Below are 16265 nucleotides of genomic sequence, written 5' to 3'. Positions count from 1 at the left end.
CTGCCACTCTATCCGGTGGGGCCGTACGGTTCCGGGGTGCGCCAGCGTTCGAACGGCCTGTCCAGACGGTACCGGCCGTCCTCGCCGAGCAGGAGCATGCGCGTCTCGGCGTTGCCGGGATTCGACAGCGACTCGAAGTCCGCGACCGTCCAGTGGAACCAGCGCATGCAGAACAGCCGCATGGTCAGCCCGTGGGTGACGAGCAGGACGTTGGGCGGATGGTCGGGCGCCTCGAAACTGCGGTACAGGCTCTCCAGGAAGGCGCCGACGCGGTCGTAGACGTCGGCACCGGACTCGCCCTGGGCGAAGCGGTAGAAGAAGTGGCCGTACGCGTCCCGGTAGGCCTTCTGCAGGCGTACGTCCTCTCGTTCCTGCCAGTTGCCCCAGTCCTGCTCCCGGAGCCTGGGCTCCTCCCGCACCCGGACCTGCTTCGCGGGGAACCGGAAGGCCCGGAGGGTCTCGTGGGTGCGGCGGTACGGCGAGACGTAGACGCTGACCGGCTCCTCGCCGAAGAGCTCCCGCAGCCGCTCCCCCGTCTGCTCGGCCTGGCGCCGACCGGTCTCGGTCAGCCTCAGGGCATGGTCGGGCTCGCGTTCGTACACCGTGTCATCGACATTGCCCTCGGACTCTCCGTGCCGTACGAGAACGATGCGCCGCGGTCGTGCCATACCCCGACCCTAGATCGCCGCTCTCCGGCGGGCTCAGCCGAGGCCGCGCCCGGAGACCATCCGAGGGAGGCGCCCCGGAGGCGACGGCGGCGGTCATACCGTCCAGGACGGTTCGAGCTGCACCACGTCCCCGCTCAGCGCCGCCACGTCGGCCGCGGTACGGGCCCGCAGGCCGAGCCGCTCCACGCGCTCGGCCCGGTACTTTCCGTGCTCGGCTGCGGACTGCCACATCGAGAGCACCAGGAACTCGCTGCCGGGCGCTTCGCCGAACAGGCCCCGCAGCATGCCGGGGGACCCGGCCATGGCCGGATTCCACACCTTCTCCTGCATGAGCGCGAAGTGCTCGGCACGGTCCTCGTGGACCCGGCAGTGCGCCACCCGCGCCACGTCGGCGTCGGCGAAACGCGGTTCGAACCCGGTCTTCACGTCGAAGCGGTGGTCGAAGAGCTTGACCTGGGCGTCCTTGAACGTTCCCACCTGCGCGGTCGCCAGTCGATCGTGCGACCGCGCCATGAACGAGTCGTAGAAGGCGCGGCTCTCCCAGAACGCGAAGACGTGGGCGACGTCCGGGCGACCCCGGCTCCACCCGCCGCCCTGGCCCCGGAATCCCGGCTCACCGAGCAGCCCCGCCCATTTCCGCTGCCCCCGCTCGAACCCTCGACGGTCCACCACGGTGCAGCGAATCCACTTGACCAGCACCGCGCCATCGTACGGGGCCGGAGAGCACCCCGGCAGACCCCGTCAGACTCCCTCCGCGTGCAGCCGCTCCAGACCCGCGCGCTCCTCGGCGTCCAGTTCGATGCCGAATTCGGCCTCCAGCGTCGCGGCCAACCCGTCGGCGGTCACGGTCCGTTCCTCAACCGACCCGTCCGGGCGCAGGACCGAGAGCGTCGCGCGCACGAGGGACCTGCCGGCGTCCGCGCCCGGCCGCTGAACCACGACCTGGCCGAGGAAGCGCGACTGCGGGTGGCTGGAGCTGTAGTGGTTCAGCACGGTGAAGTCACCGGGGTGGTACGCCTGGGGCGAGAACGCGTACAGGTCCTTCCAGCCCTCCGACCTGAGGGAGCGCAGCACGTGGACGCCCTCGGCCTCGACGTGGACGCCGAACGTCCAGCCGCCCTGCTCCACGCGTGCGCCGTCCCGCAGGGGCACGGGTTCCAGCAGCCCCTGCCAGCCGAACCCGACGTCGGCGAGCCACTCTTCGTCTTCGACCGTGACCACGAGGAGCGCGTGGGTGACCGGCGGCAGCGTCGCGCCCCGCGAGCGGTTGCGCGCGCCGCGACCGGCCACCTGGAAGCCGATCCGTTCGAGGGCCGCCGCGAAGAGGGAGTTCTGCTCGTAGCAGTAACCTCCCCTGCGCCGCTCGACGAGTTTGCCCTGGAGGCTCTTCAGGTCCAGGGGAACCGGTCGTCCGAGGGCGACGTCGAGGTTCTCGAACGGAACGGCCGCGACGTGCGCCCGGTGAAGGGACGCCAAGGTCCGCGGGTCAGGGGCGAGTTCCCCGTCCCGCCCGATGTCGTATCCGATTCGAGCCAGATATGCGTCGAGATCCAGCTCGTCACCGCTCCACAAACCGCTCTCCCCCTCACGCGCCGGGTCCTCTGTCGTAGGCACATGACACCATGAGCAATCGGCCCACGACCAAGGGCTTTTGAACGGGACGACGGTACGAGGCGAGGTGTGCGCGGGCGCGCGCGGAGAGGGGAAGCACCATGAGCGGACTCAACAAAGGGGTGGGACGCGTCGAGGTCACGCTCAAGTGGGACCCCGCCCCGGCCGGCGCTCCGGCCCACGACCTGGATCTCGTCGCCGGGGTCTTCGCCGCCGGGGACCCCCACGGTGCGCCGGTCCACCTGGTGCACTTCGGCAGCCGCTCCCCGGACGGCACGATCACGCTCCACCGCGACAGCCGTACGGGCCAGGGGTTCGGTTACGACGAGGCCATGACCCTGGAGCTGGACCGGCTGGACCCGCGGTACGCGCGCGTGGTGGTGGGCGTGGCCATACAGCAGGGCGGCGGGCGGCTGACCTTCGGCGACATAGCGAGCGCGGGCATACGCGTCCGCGAGGGCTACACCGACCTGCTGACCCATGACTTCGCGGACGTCCCCGGGGCGCGTTCGGCGACGGTCGTGGAATTCACCCGCGACGAAGCGGACGGCTGGTCGTACCGCTCGATCACCCGCGGCTTCGACGCCGACCCGCAGACCTTCGGCACGCTCCTGGGCTCCGCGGCCTCCTGACGCCCGGCGGCGCGCACGCGCAAAGGGGGCGCCGACCGGTGGTCGGCGCCCCCTCACGGGCGATCCGGTGCGCTCAGCGGCTTCCGCCCCTCAGCGCACCGGGGCGGGGTCAGCTGCAGCCGCTGGTCGAGCCGCAGCCCTCGCAGATGTAGCAGGAGCCGGCGCGCTGCATCTTCGTGCCGCAGGAGAAGCAGAGCGGGGCGTCGGCGCTGATGCCGAGCTGCATCTCGACGAGCTCCGCCGAGGTGTGCGCCTGCTTCGGGGCCGGGACCTCGGCCTTGGCCACCGGGGCCGGGGCCGGGGCCGGGGCGGCGACGGCCTTCAGCTCCGGGGTGCGGGGCGCGGACTGGGCGAGGGCCTCGACGTCGACGTCCTCGTCGTCGGGCTGCTCGTACGAGCCGGTGTCCAGGTGGCGCTGGCGCTCCTCGGCCGAGTGGATGCCCAGAGCGGAGCGGGTCTCGAAGGGCAGGAAGTCCAGCGCGAGGCGGCGGAAGATGTAGTCGACGATCGACTGCGCCATCCGCACGTCCGGGTCGTCCGTCATGCCGGCCGGCTCGAAGCGCATGTTGGTGAACTTCGAGACGTAGGTCTCGAGCGGGACGCCGTACTGCAGGCCGACGGAGACGGCGATGGAGAAGGCGTCCATCATGCCGGCGAGGGTGGAGCCCTGCTTGGACATCTTCAGGAAGACCTCGCCGAGACCGTCGTCCGGATAGGAGTTGGCGGTCATGTAGCCCTCGGCGCCACCGACGGTGAAGGAGGTGGTGATCCCCGGGCGGCCCTTGGGGAGGCGCTTGCGGACCGGGCGGTACTCGACGACCTTCTCGACGGCCTCGCGGATCGTCGCCTCGGACTTCGCGGTGACCTCGGCCTTCTCGTCCTCCTTCTTCTTGGCGGAGAGCGGCTGGCCGACCTTGCAGTTGTCGCGGTAGATCGCGAGCGCCTTGACGCCCATCTTCCAGGCCTCGAAGTAGACCTCCTCGACGTCCTCGACCGTGGCCGTCTCCGGCAGGTTCACGGTCTTGGAGAGGGCGCCCGAGATCCACGGCTGGATGGCGGCCATCATGCGGACGTGGCCCATCGCGGAGATGGAGCGCTCGCCCATGGCGCAGTCGAAGACCTCGTAGTGCTCGGTCTTCAGGGCGGGGGCGTCGATCACATTGCCGTGCTCGGCGATGTGGGCGACGATCGCCTCGATCTGCTCCTCCTGGTAGCCCAGGCGGCGCAGGGCCTGCGGGACCGTGCCGTTGACGATCTGCATCGAGCCGCCGCCGACGAGCTTCTTGAACTTGACCAGGGCGAGGTCGGGCTCGAGACCGGTGGTGTCGCAGGACATCGCGAGACCGATGGTGCCGGTGGGGGCGATGACCGAGGCCTGGGCGTTGCGGAAGCCGTTCTTGGCACCGAGGCGGATGACGTCCTGCCAGGCCTCCGTGGCGGCGGCCCAGATCGGCGAGTCCAGGTCGTCCATGCGGACGGCCTTGGTGTTCTCGTCGGCGTGCTGCCGCATGACGCGCTGGTGCGGCTCGGCGTTGAGGGCGTAGCCGTCGTACGGGCCGACGACCGCGGCGAGTTCGGCGGAGCGCTTGTACGAGGTGCCGGTCATCAGGGAGGTGATGGCGCCGGCGAGGGCGCGGCCGCCGTCGGAGTCGTACGCGTGGCCGGTGGCCATCAGCAGGGCGCCGAGGTTGGCGTAGCCGATGCCGAGCTGGCGGTAGGCGCGGGTGTTCTCGCCGATCTTCTGGGTGGGGAAGTCGGCGAAGCAGATGGAGATGTCCATCGCGGTGATGACGAGCTCGACGACCTTGGCGAAGCGCTCGACGTCGAAGGACTGGTTGCCCTTGCCGTCGTCCTTGAGGAACTTCATCAGGTTCAGCGAGGCGAGGTTGCAGGACGTGTTGTCCAGGTGCATGTACTCGCTGCACGGGTTCGAGCCGTTGATGCGGCCGGACTCGGGGCAGGTGTGCCAGTGGTTGATCGTGTCGTCGTACTGGATGCCCGGGTCGGCACAGGCCCACGCGGCCTCGGCCATCTTGCGGAAGAGCGCCTTGGCCTCGACCTCCTCGATGACCTCGCCGGTCATGCGGGCGCGCAGGCCGAACTTCCCGCCGGACTCGACGGCCTTCATGAACTCGTCGTTCACGCGGACCGAGTTGTTGGCGTTCTGGTACTGGACGGACGTGATGTCGTCGCCGCCCAGGTCCATGTCGAAGCCCGCGTCGCGGAGGGCGCGGATCTTCTCCTCCTCCTTGACCTTGGTCTCGATGAAGTCCTCGATGTCGGGGTGGTCGACGTCGAGGATGACCATCTTGGCCGCGCGGCGGGTGGCGCCGCCCGACTTGATGGTTCCCGCGGAGGCGTCGGCGCCGCGCATGAAGGAGACCGGGCCGGAGGCGTTGCCGCCGGAGGAGAGCAGCTCCTTGGAGGAGCGGATGCGGGAGAGGTTCAGGCCGGCGCCGGAGCCGCCCTTGAAGATCATGCCCTCTTCCTTGTACCAGTCGAGGATCGACTCCATGGAGTCGTCGACGGACAGGATGAAGCAGGCGGAGACCTGCTGGGGCTGGGGCGTGCCGACGTTGAACCAGACCGGCGAGTTGAAGCTGAAGATCTGGTGCAGGAGGGCGTAGGCCAGCTCGTGCTCGAAGATCTCGGCGTCGGCGGGCGAGGCGAAGTAGCCGTGGTCCTCGCCGGCCTTCGTGTACGTCTTCACGATCCGGTCGATGAGCTGCTTGAGACCGGTCTCGCGCTGCGGGGTGCCGACCGCACCGCGGAAGTACTTGCTGGTGACGATGTTGACCGCGTTCACCGACCAGAAGTCGGGGAACTCCACGCCGCGCTGCTCGAAGTTGATCGAGCCGTCGCGCCAGTTGGTCATGACGACGTCACGGCGCTCCCACGTCACCTCGTCGTACGGATGCACGCCGGGGGTGGTGTGGATGCGCTCGATGCGCAGGCCCTTGCTCGCCGACTTGGCTCCCTTGGTGCGGGAACCACGTGCCGGGCCGCTCGCCGTCTCTGTCATGCCGCCTCCCATATACGGGCAAAACACACTTTGGCGCCCAGATAGTCCCAGGGCACCGTCTTCTGTACGTCGTTCTGTACTGCTGCCACAGGGACCACAGGGGTCGCCCGGGGCACGTCTGCAGGGCCGCTCGGCGGCCGGTCGCCGGGCCGTCGAGCGGCCCGGACCGCCGGTCAGTCGGCGGCGGTGGCGGGAACGGGGACCTCGGGGGTCGCGCCGGTCCCGCGGTTCTCGGCGGGAGGCCGCACGCGGAGTTCCGCGATGGCGGCCTCGAAGTCTTCGAGGCTGTCGAAAGCCTTGTACACGGACGCGAAACGCAGGTAGGCGACGAGATCGAGCTCCTGCAAGGGGCCGAGGATGGCCAGGCCCACGTCGTGGGTGGTCAGCTCGGCGCTCCCGGTGGCGCGCACCGCCTCCTCGACCCGCTGGCCGAGCTTGGCGAGGGCGTCCTCGGTGACCGGCCGCCCCTGGCACGCCTTGCGCACGCCGGAGATGACCTTGGTGCGGCTGAAGGGCTCGGTGACGCCCGAGCGCTTCACCACCATGAGCGAGCACGTCTCCACCGTCGTGAAACGACGGGAGCAGTCGGGGCACTGGCGGCGGCGTCGGATCGACGTCCCGTCGTCGGTGGTGCGACTGTCGACGACGCGGCTGTCGGGGTGCCTGCAGAAGGGGCAGTGCATAGGTTTCGACCCTCCTCATGGCACGACTGACGAGCCTCGCCCGGCCCGTCAAGGCCCCGCGAAGCGACCACCAGCATAGGTGATGCGGGCACCCCCGGCAGACCGGGGACCACTACCCCTGGGCGGTCGATGCCATCCAACCACTAGATCTAGGGTTGGGGGTGTTTCCGCCCCCTCCGCGTGTCGCGAAGCGGGCGCTCCCGGGGATCCACGCCTCCGGATGCGACACTGGGGCGGCGCACCGACCGCTCACGACCCAGCGGCGAAGGCTACCGCAACGCCCGATCCGGGACGGCGGCGGCGCTGCCCATACACCCCCGCACATACGCGCGTAAGACAATCCGCGAATTTTCACTCGAACGTGTGTTTGGCGCAACCTTTCGAAAGCAACTACCGTTGTGCCAGCCAGGGAGACCATTCGAGAGGGGCCGACGACGTGACCACCACCGCAGACAGTGCCACCATCACCGCCCAGGACCGCTCCCAGGGCCGACTCGAGGCGGTGCACGCCATGAGTGACGTAAACATGAACGGCGAGGAGCCCGGGCGCCCCGCCCGCGCCCTTCCCGGGCGACCTCCCGGCATCCGGGCCGACAGCTCCGGCCTCACCGACCGGCAGCGCCGGGTCATCGAGGTCATCCGCGACTCGGTCCAGCGGCGCGGCTACCCGCCGTCGATGCGGGAGATCGGACAGGCGGTCGGCCTCTCCAGCACCTCCTCGGTGGCGCACCAGCTCATGGCACTGGAGCGCAAGGGGTTCCTCCGCCGCGACCCCCACCGGCCCCGGGCCTACGAGGTCCGCGGCTCCGACCAGCCGAGCACCCAGCCCACGGACACCACCGGCAAGCCCGCCGCGTCGTACGTCCCGCTGGTCGGCCGCATCGCGGCCGGCGGCCCGATCCTGGCCGAGGAGTCCGTCGAGGACGTGTTCCCCCTCCCCCGCCAACTGGTCGGCGACGGCGAACTGTTCGTCCTGAAGGTCGTCGGCGACTCGATGATCGAGGCCGCCATCTGTGACGGCGACTGGGTCACCGTCCGCCGTCAGCCCGTCGCGGAGAACGGCGACATCGTCGCCGCGATGCTCGACGGCGAGGCCACCGTCAAGCGCTTCAAGCGCGAGGACGGCCACGTCTGGTTGCTCCCGCACAACGCGGCGTACCAGCCCATCCCCGGCGACGAGGCCACCATCCTCGGCAAGGTCGTGGCGGTGCTGCGGCGGGTGTGACACTCCCCGCCGGCTCTGACCGGGCCCCGGGACCCACTGCGCCGGTCCCGGGGCCCTGCCGTGCCCTGACTCCTCAGCCCACCGCCGTCTCCGAGGCGGCGTCGATGGCCGCGAGCGACTTCCGGACCTGGTTGCGGTCCGTCGTGTACCAGAAATCGGGCAGCGAGGCCTTCAGATAGCTGCCGTAACGAGCGGTGGCCAGTCGGGGATCGAGGACCGCCACGACGCCCCGGTCGCCGGTGGCCCGCACCAGCCGACCGGCGCCCTGGGCCATCAGCAGGGCCGCATGGGTCGCCGCGACCGCCATGAAGCCGTTCCCGCCGGCTTCCTCCACGGCCTTCTGCCGGGCGCTCATCAGCGGGTCGTCCGGGCGCGGGAAGGGGATCTTGTCCATGACGACCAGCTGACAGCTGGGGCCCGGAACGTCCACGCCCTGCCAGAGCGAGAGCGTGCCGAAGAGGCAGGTCTTCGGGTCGGCCGCGAAGTTCTTGATCAGCTCGCCCAGCGTGTCCTCGCCCTGGAGCAGGATCGGCAGCTCCGGGACCCGGGCCCGCAGCTCCTCCGCCGCCTGCTGCGCGGCACGCATGGAGGAGAAGAGACCGAGGGTCCTCCCGCCGGCCGCCTGCATCAGCTCGGTGAGCTCGTCGAGCATGTCGCCCCGCTCCCCGTCGCGCGCGGGACGCGAGAGGTGCTTGGCGACGTACAGGATGCCCTGCTTCGGATAGTCGAACGGGGAGCCGACGTCGATGCCCTTCCAGACGGGCAGGTCGTCGCCCTTGGTGCCCTCGGGGGCCAGGCCGAGCGACGCCCCGACCCCGTTGAAGTCGCCGCCGAGCTTGAGCGTGGCCGAGGCGAGCACCACGGACCGCTCGGTGAACAGCTTCTCCCGCAGCAGGCCGGAGACCGTCATCGGCGCGACCCGCAGCGAGGCCCCGAACCGGTCGTGCCGCTCGTACCAGACGACGTCGTACTCGGAACCCTGCGTGATCCGCTCCGCCACGCCGTGCACGGTCTCCACCGAGGCCATGGCCTGCTTGCGGACCGCGTCCTCGTCCTGCACGGCCCGGTCCCGGGTGTTGCCCAGGGCGGTGATCACGGCGCGGGCCGCGTCCCGCAGCGCCATCAACGCGTACGCCAGGTCCTCCGGGATCTCCTCCAGGCGGCCCGGCAGCGCCAGCTCCATGACCCGCTCGAAGCCCTCCGCCGCGGTCTGCAGCTGGTCGGCCGCCTTCTCGTCCACGAGCTTCGCGGCCCGGCGCACGGCACGGTTGACCTGGCCCGGGGTGAGCTCTCCGGTGGCGACGCCCGTGACCCGGGACACCAGCTCATGGGCCTCGTCGACGATCAGCACCTCGTGCTGGGGGAGCACCGGGGCGCCCTCGATGGCGTCGATGGCGAGCAGGGCGTGGTTGGTGACGACGACGTCCGCGAGCTTGGCGCGCTCGCGGGCCGCCTCGGCGAAGCACTCCGGCCCGTACGCGCACTTGCTCGCGCCGAGGCACTCCCGGGAGGAGACCGAGACCTGGGCCCAGGCCTTGTCGGAGACACCGGGCGTCAGGTCGTCCCGGTCGCCGGTCTCCGTCTCGTCCGACCAGTCCCGCAGCCGCAGCAGGTCCTGGCCCAGCTTGCTGCTGGGCGCGGCCGCCTCGAAGGGGTCGAAGAGGCCGTCCTCCTCGTCCTGCGGGACGCCCTCGTGGAGCCGGTGCAGGCAGAGGTAGTTCGACCGGCCCTTGAGCATGGCGAACTGCGGCCGGCGACGAAGCTGCGGGTGCAGCGCCTCGACCGTCCGGGGAAGGTCGCGCTCGACGAGCTGGCGCTGGAGCGCCAGCGTGGCCGTGGCCACCACCACCCGCTCGCCCTGGGCCAGCGCCGGCACGAGGTAGCCGAGCGACTTGCCGGTGCCGGTGCCGGCCTGGACGAGGAGGTGGGAGTTGTCGTCGATGGCCTCGGCCACGGCCTCGGCCATGGTGACCTGGCCGGGCCGCTCCGTGCCGCCGACGGCGGAGACGGCGGCGTGGAGGAGGTCGGGGAGGGATGGCTTCGTCATAGCGCTCCCACCCTACGGGGCGGGACTGACAGCCGGGTCACGCGAGTGGATTGGGGGCGCTCCCGTGGACGGCCGCGTGCGGGCGGTCGGGCCGGTCCCGGTAGCCGTCCAGGTGCAGACGGTTGCGGTTGAGGCAGAGCCGCTCGATCCGCGGGGTCAGGAGATCGAAGAGCTCGAACCGTTCCTTCAGCTCGGGGAAGCGCGCCTGGTACCGCAGGATCTCGGCGCGGATGAGGCCCCAGAAGTCCTCCTCGGGCACGCCCAGTTGTTCCTCGCAGAGTGGCGCCAGGTAGCGGAAGACGCCGACGAAGAGCCCCGAATGGATGAACTGGGTCAGGAATCCGGGCTCCTCCGTCAACAGCACGTCGCGGACATCATCCGGGAGGGTGGCGTGCTCGGGTAGCGGCTGGGCACTGATGTTCACATCGTCGACGAAGTCCTTGATCGCCAGACGGACGGGGACGTCGCCGCCGTCGTACACGACGATCGCGTTCTCGCCGTGGGGCGAGAAGACCGTGCCGTACCGGTAGAGGAAATGCAGCAGCGGAGGGAGCAGAGCGGTGAAGAGGTGCTGGAGCCAGATCGCGGGAGCGAGCCCGGAGCGCTCGACGAGCTCGGCGACGAACGCCCGGCCTTCCGGGTCGGTGTGGAGGAGCGAGGCGAGGGTGCGGGCCCGTTCGCCCGGGGGCAGCCTCAGCGGTTCGCGCCAGATCGCGCCGAGCAGTTCCTTGTACTGGTACGGGACTTCGGGAAGCCGGTCGTACAGCGGGTGTTCGACCGTGACGGAGGCGACCTCGCCGAGGAGGATCACTCCGCACTCGTCCCGCAGGAACGGATCGGTTGCGCGCAGACCGTGGACCCAGGCGGTCACGGCGGGCGCGGCGAGGGTCCGCTCGGTGGGCAGCCCTCGCCAGACGAGGGTGTTGAGCACCGACAGGGGCAGCTTGACGGTGTGCCGGTCGGGGCGGCTGGTGTTGAGGAAGGTGCGGACGGACTGCTGCGGCAGCCGGAGGTCGCCGTCGGCGGGGAGCGGGACGACGGTCCCGGCGGCGATGGCCGGGGCGTAGAGCGGGAGCAGGACCTCGTCCCACTGCCAGGGGTGGACGGGCAGCAGGAGGTAACCGTCGGGATCGTGACCACGGGCGGTCAGGGCGGCCCGGAAGGCTTCGTGGACGTCGGGGTCGAGTTCCCGGGCGTAGAGGCGGTCGGGGGTCTCCAGGCCCGCCACGCCCCGGTAGGCGGCGAGGCGGTTGCTGACGGCGATCCACGGCAGCCGGGTCGCGCGGCGCGCCTCGGGGGCCCAGCGGGCGGCGTCGGTGGCGGAGAAGCCTATGCGTCCCTTGTTGAGGACGAGCCAGGGATGGCCGGTCTGATGGCCTTCGAGTTCCGCGTAGGACAGCTCGGCGAGCCGGTCGGCGGTGAGGGCCGTGTGGTCGAGGCGGGCGTCGGCGGCGAGGGTGGAGGAGAGTTCGCGGATCAGGTGGCCGAGGGTGGCGCCGTCGAGTCGGAGGAGGTGGCGGGCGCGGACCAGGAAGTCGAAGGGGTCGGTGAGGGGCCGGCCCTCGTGGGTGATCGAGCCGGCGGCGACGTGCCAGCCGCCGTAGGCGCCGCGGCGGGCGCGGAAGGTGAGCGTGGTGCCGTCGTCGAGCCGGAGCGCGTGGCGGTCGGGTTCACCGTCGTCGGTGGGCTGGGGTTCGATGATCTCCTCGTAGGCGAACTCGGAGAGGGCCTTGGCGAGGAGGCGGGAGGACGCCCGTGTCCAGGCGGCGGCGTTCAGCTCGGGGGGCGCGAGCAGTTCGGTCTCCGGGACGGGGCTCTTCCTGGGAGCCGGGACGGCGGGAGTGGGTGGTGCGGAGTCGTGAGGCGCAGGGGATGTCGACACGGGGACTCCTCGAGGTGGGCGCCGCTGTGGGTCGGGCGGCGCGGGTGAGAGAGGGGTGGTTCACAGGACGTGACGAAGGGCCCGGTCACGGATCATGAGCGCGGCTCTTTTGTCGGGTAGGTCGACTTCCGCCGCGTAGCGGAAGCCGCCGCTGAGGAACGCGGAGACGGAGGGGGTGTTGCGGATGTCGGGTTCGGCGACGACGCGGGTGCAGCGGGGGCGGTGGTCGAGGACCAGATCGGCGACGGCGCGCAGCAGCGTGGTGCCGACGCCACGGCCCCGGTCGGTGGTGCCTCCGATCAGCAGATGGACGCCCGTGTCGTGGGGAAGCGCCGGGTAGTAGCGGGCGAGCGGGTCGAGGTCGGCGCGGTAGATCTCGAAGTAGCTCATGGGCGTGCCGTCGAGGACGCCGAGGCAGGGGACGCTCCGGCCGTCGCCCTCGAGCTGGGCGCGGACGTGTTCGGCGGTGACGGTGTCGTCGCCGGCGAGCTCCCAGAAGGCGGCGACGGCGGGGTCGTTCATCCATCGGGCGAGCAGTGGCAGATCCCGTTCGAGTCGCACGGGTGCGAGCCGGAAGGAGCCGACGCGGGTGTCGGCGGGCCCCCAGGCGGCGACGGAGTCGAGCAGGTCGCCGTCGAGGAGGGCGACGAGGTCGTCGACCCTGAGGTCCAGGGTGTCGTCCCCCGGTGGGTCGACCGGTGGGCGGGTGGGTGACACGGTGTCGCTCTCCTCTCGGCGGTGCGGTCGGGGCGGGCGCGGGACGGCGCCGGCACGGTTTCAGGCACGGAGGGGGTTGGTGACGGTGACGTAGACGGACTGGGTGTCGACGGGCCCGACGAGCTCGTCCAGGCCGTGCAGACGGGTGAGGAGGTTGGCCTTGCTGCGCAGGGTCGCGGCTTCCAGGAGCCGGTGCGGAAGGGGGGAACCGAGGCTGATGGCGGAGGTGAGGAAGCTCCGGAAGGCGGCGAGCAGGACGCGTTCGTCGGCGAGGTGCTGGGCGCCGAACGCGCCGATGAGACCGAGGACGTTGTTGATGCCGAGGTAGTAGGCGAAGCGCTCGTCGGTGACCTGGTCGGAGACGAAGGTGTCGCTGTCGTCGCCGATGCCGGGGAGGCGGCTCTCCAGCTCGCCCCGGTGGGACTCGCGGAAGTAGTAGCCCTGGTTGTCGCGGTAGCGGCCGCCGATCGGCCAGCCGTCCGGGTCCAGGAGCACCAGGGTGTTCTGCTGGTGGGCCTCCAGGGCGATGCCGGCGTGGCCGTCGAGCCAGAGGACGGGGCGGACGACCTGGTCGAGGTAGCGGAGGAACCACTCGGTGGCGACGGCGGTCGTGGGGCGGCCGGTGCGGGCGGAGAGCCGTCCGATGACGTCGGCGAGCCGGGAGCGCATGGTGGTGGCTCCGGGCCAGGGGCGGGGGGCCGTGAGGGAGGCGATGCAGACGGCGTCGTCGCCGGGGCCGAAGGGGTTGTGGCGGACCATGACGTCGAGGCCGGGGACGGGGGTGCCGTCCGGGGCGTCGACGGCGAGCCAGGCGGGGTCGCGGACGATGTCGAAGCCCGGGTGGGCGGCCTGCCACTCGTCGACGAGGCCGGTGCGGAGCAGCCGGTGGACCTCGACGCCTCGGTGGAGTTCCTTGCGGAGGTTCTCGCGGCGGGAGTTGGTGATGCGCAGGCCGAGGGAGAGCTTGAGCATGGCCCGGGCGCCGGGGCGGTGCACGGTGCGGACGGAGGAGGTGGGGTGCCAGGGGGTGCCGTGGGGGCCCAGGTCGTGGAGGAGGCCCGCGTCCAGGAGGGCGCGGACGTCGGAGCGGTGCAGGAGTTCGCGCGCCTGCCAGGGGTGCAGCGGCAGGGGGGTGGTACCGGCGGGGAGTGTGAGGCCTTCGGCGAGTCCGGAGGCGAGCCGTTCGGCGGAGACGGGTCGGCCCTGTTCGGTCCAGGCGGAGTCGACGGCGAGGACGGTGGGGTCGACGGCGAACCAGTGGAGGGGGAAGGAACCGTGCAGTTCGGGTGAGTAGAGCCGGCCCTCGGCCTCGGAGAGTCCTTCGCGGCTCTTGGGGGTGGGGTGGAGGGGGTGGCCGAGCAGCAGGGACTGCTCGGCGGCGAGGAAGAGGTCGGCGTCCGGGTGCGGCGCGGGCCTGCGGCGGCGCTCGGTGAGGAAGTCGGCGGTGCGGCGGGCGGAATCGGCGACGCGGCCGACGAGGTCGGTGCTCTCGGAGCGGCCCGTCTCCCGGCTGAGCAGGGCGGCCACCGTGACGGCGTCGGCGGCCGGCACCGAGGCCGGGAGTCCTTCGAGGGCGGGGGCGCCGAAGCGGTGCCAGCCGGTGGGCGACCAGTAGCGGACGGGGACGAGGAGGGCGGTGCCGCTGGCGTCGAGGGGGATGCGCAGGGTGGTGGATCCGGGGGCCGGCAGATTCTTCTCCCGGACCCAGCAGCGGAGGAGGTTCTCGATGGCGGCGGCGTCGGCGGCACGCCGCGGGTCGGGATCGTCCAGCGGGTCGGGGGCGGTGGCCGGGCGAAGGGGCCGGGGGTCGTACGGCCCGGTGTGCTGACGCGGGACGGTGGGCTCGTCGCAGCCGACCGGATCCGACCCGGACTCCCGTCCCTGGACGCTCCGACGCTCGACGCGGGAGGCCTCGGAGCGGAGGCACTCCGCGCGGGAGACCTCGGAGCGGGCGGCCTCGGAAGGGGCGACCTCGGAGCGGGCGGCCTCCGCGTGAAGAGCCGCCATGTGAGGAGTCGCCGCCTGGGTGGTACCTGCCTGGGGAGACCCCGCGTGGGTGGTCTCCGCCTGGGTGGTCCCCGCGTGGGGGGCCTCCCCGTGCATGGCCGCCGTGTAGGGGACCTCGGGGCGGGTGCCCTCCGTGCGGGGGGCCTCCCCGTGGATGGCCTCCCCGTGCGTGGCCTGCGCGCGGAGGGCCTCCGCGCGGCGTGACGGCTCCGGGTGGGGGGCGGTGGGGTGGAGGCGGTCGGTGGTGGGGGACGGGGAGGCGGGGGTGGCGTTCACGGGGGCTTCCTTGGGGGTGGGGGCCGGGGCGGTCCGGTTCAGTGGGACGGGCCGGAGGCGTTCCGGGGGGCTGTGGCCCGGGGGGAGGCGTGCGGGTGGGGGGCGCGGGCCCGTTCGGCCGCGGCCAGGGCGTCGGCGAAGCGGTCCAGGACGGCGGTGGCCTGCTCGTCGGTGAGGGTGAGCGGGGGCAGGAGCCGGATCACGGCGGAGTGGCGGCCGCCGAGTTCGACGATGAGTCCGCGGGCGAGGCACTCCTGCTGGACGGCGAGGGCCAGCGCGGGGGCGGGGGGCGGGACGGAATCGTCCGGTCCGGCCGCGTCGGGGTCGACGAGTTCGACCCCGATCATCAGGCCCCGGCCGCGGACGTCGCCGACGCAGGGGTGGGCGGAGGCGAGGCCCCGGAGCCGGTCGAGGATCCGGGCGCCGAGGGTGCCGGCCCGTTCGGCGAGCTTGTTCTCGCGGACGTACGCGAGGGTGGCCGTGCCGGCGGCCATGGCGAGCTGGTTGCCGCGGAAGGTGCCGGCGTGGGCGCCCGGTTCCCAGGCGTCGAGTTCCGACCTGTAGACGATGACCGCGAGGGGGAGGGAGCCGCCGATGGCCTTGGAGAGGACCATCACGTCGGGCACGACGCCGCTGTGCTCGACGGCCCAGAAGGCGCCGGTGCGGCCGACCCCGGTCTGGACCTCGTCGACGACCAGGGGGATGGAGCGGTCGGCGGTGATCCGGCGCATCCGACGCATCCAGTCGTCGGGGGCGGGGATGACCCCGCCCTCGCCCTGGACGGCCTCGACGATCATTCCGGCGGGGGTGGTGACGCCGCTCTTGGGGTCGTCGAGGAGGCTCTCGGTCCAACGGGCGGCGAGTTCGGCGCCGCGTTCGCCGCCGACGCCGAAGGGACAGCGGTACTGCTGCGGGTAGGGGAGCCGGGAGACGCGGACGTCGGTCGCGCCGCCGGAGGCGTCGAGGGCTCCGGCCGTCATGCCGTGGTAGGCGCCGGTGAAGGCGAGGAGCCCGCTCCGGCCGGTGGCGGTCCGGACGAGTTTCAGGGCCGCCTCGACCGCGTCCGTGCCCGCGGGGCCGCAGAACTGGATGCGGGCGTCGTCGGCGAGCGCGCCGGGGAGGGTGGCGAACAGTTCGGAGGTGAAGGCGTCCTTGAGGGGGGTGGCGAGGTCCAGGACGTGGAGGGGCGCGCCCGAGTCGAGGACCCTCCTGATGGCCTCCAGGACCACGGGGTGGTTGTGGCCGAGGGCGAGCGTCCCGGCGCCGGACAGACAGTCGAGGTAACGGCGGCCGTCGGCGCCCTCGATGGTCAGTCCCCGGGCCCGCACGGGGACGATCGGCAGGGAGCGGGCGTAGGTGCGTGCGGCGGACTCGCGCTGGGACTGGCGGCGCAGGATGCCCTCGTACTCGCCCCTTCGGTCCGTCGGCCGGCTCTGCGTGCGCGCGGCCGGTGGGACGGCCGGAGCTGGTTCGGTCACGGCCACGGCTCGGTGTC

12 protein-coding genes are annotated in these 16265 nt (G+C 71.9%); 2 read left to right on the top strand and 10 right to left on the bottom strand.

All coding sequences use genetic code 11. The features are described from left to right. Window positions 1-8: 8 nt before the first annotated feature. The 3 genes from ACZ66Z_RS21950 to ACZ66Z_RS21940 form a co-directional block, all read right to left on the bottom strand. Entirely contained in the window at window positions 9-668 is a 660-nt protein-coding gene (locus ACZ66Z_RS21950) for a histidine phosphatase family protein (protein WP_469936385.1), read from the bottom strand. A 93-nt stretch (window positions 669-761) separates the two neighbouring features. Next, window positions 762-1367 carry a YdbC family protein gene (locus ACZ66Z_RS21945; protein WP_469936383.1) on the bottom strand — a complete coding sequence of 202 codons (606 nt, stop codon included), beginning with the start codon at window positions 1365-1367 and terminating at the stop codon, window positions 762-764. Between the two features lie 42 nt (window positions 1368-1409). Then, entirely contained in the window at window positions 1410-2144 is a 735-nt protein-coding gene (locus tag ACZ66Z_RS21940; RefSeq protein ID WP_469936381.1) for an arylamine N-acetyltransferase family protein, read from the bottom strand. A 236-nt stretch (window positions 2145-2380) separates the two neighbouring features. Between ACZ66Z_RS21940 and ACZ66Z_RS21935 the strand changes: the two genes are divergently transcribed. After that, window positions 2381-2911, top strand: coding sequence for a TerD family protein (locus ACZ66Z_RS21935; protein ID WP_469936379.1), 531 nt, complete (start codon window positions 2381-2383; stop codon window positions 2909-2911). A 109-nt stretch (window positions 2912-3020) separates the two neighbouring features. On the opposite strand, the gene ACZ66Z_RS21930 is transcribed toward ACZ66Z_RS21935, so the two are convergent. After that, window positions 3021-5933, bottom strand: coding sequence for a vitamin B12-dependent ribonucleotide reductase (locus tag ACZ66Z_RS21930; protein WP_469936377.1), 2913 nt, complete (start codon window positions 5931-5933; stop codon window positions 3021-3023). A 173-nt stretch (window positions 5934-6106) separates the two neighbouring features. Beyond that, window positions 6107-6616, bottom strand: a complete 510-nt coding sequence (nrdR, locus tag ACZ66Z_RS21925; protein ID WP_030325324.1) for a transcriptional regulator NrdR — start codon at window positions 6614-6616, stop codon at window positions 6107-6109. 436 nt (window positions 6617-7052) lie between these two features. Between nrdR and lexA the strand changes: the two genes are divergently transcribed. Next, window positions 7053-7841, top strand: coding sequence for a transcriptional repressor LexA (gene lexA / locus ACZ66Z_RS21920; protein WP_053648539.1), 789 nt, complete (start codon window positions 7053-7055; stop codon window positions 7839-7841). Between the two features lie 73 nt (window positions 7842-7914). Here lexA and ACZ66Z_RS21915 read toward each other — a convergent pair whose 3' ends face one another. The 5 genes from ACZ66Z_RS21915 to ACZ66Z_RS21895 are packed head-to-tail and all read right to left on the bottom strand — an operon-like array spanning window position 7915 to window position 16254. Then, on the bottom strand, window positions 7915-9888 hold the full coding sequence (locus ACZ66Z_RS21915; protein WP_469936375.1) for an ATP-dependent DNA helicase: 1974 nt from the start codon (window positions 9886-9888) through the stop codon (window positions 7915-7917). Window positions 9889-9925: 37 nt separating this feature from the next. Further along, window positions 9926-11770: an IucA/IucC family protein gene (locus ACZ66Z_RS21910; protein WP_469936373.1), complete on the bottom strand. Its 1845-nt coding sequence runs from the start codon at window positions 11768-11770 to the stop codon at window positions 9926-9928. 60 nt (window positions 11771-11830) lie between these two features. Then, complete coding sequence (locus ACZ66Z_RS21905) at window positions 11831-12487, bottom strand: GNAT family N-acetyltransferase (RefSeq protein WP_469936371.1); 657 nt, start codon at window positions 12485-12487, stop codon at window positions 11831-11833. Between the two features lie 60 nt (window positions 12488-12547). After that, window positions 12548-14770: an IucA/IucC family protein gene (locus tag ACZ66Z_RS21900; protein WP_469936369.1), complete on the bottom strand. Its 2223-nt coding sequence runs from the start codon at window positions 14768-14770 to the stop codon at window positions 12548-12550. Window positions 14771-14808: 38 nt separating this feature from the next. Further along, window positions 14809-16254: a diaminobutyrate--2-oxoglutarate transaminase family protein gene (locus ACZ66Z_RS21895; protein WP_469936368.1), complete on the bottom strand. Its 1446-nt coding sequence runs from the start codon at window positions 16252-16254 to the stop codon at window positions 14809-14811. Between the last annotated feature and the right edge of the window lie 11 nt (window positions 16255-16265).

The organism is Streptomyces sp. NPDC107498, assembly GCF_055582805.1.
The sequence above is the reverse complement of the archived record's forward strand: the minus strand, read 5'-3'. Positions and strand labels throughout refer to the sequence as shown.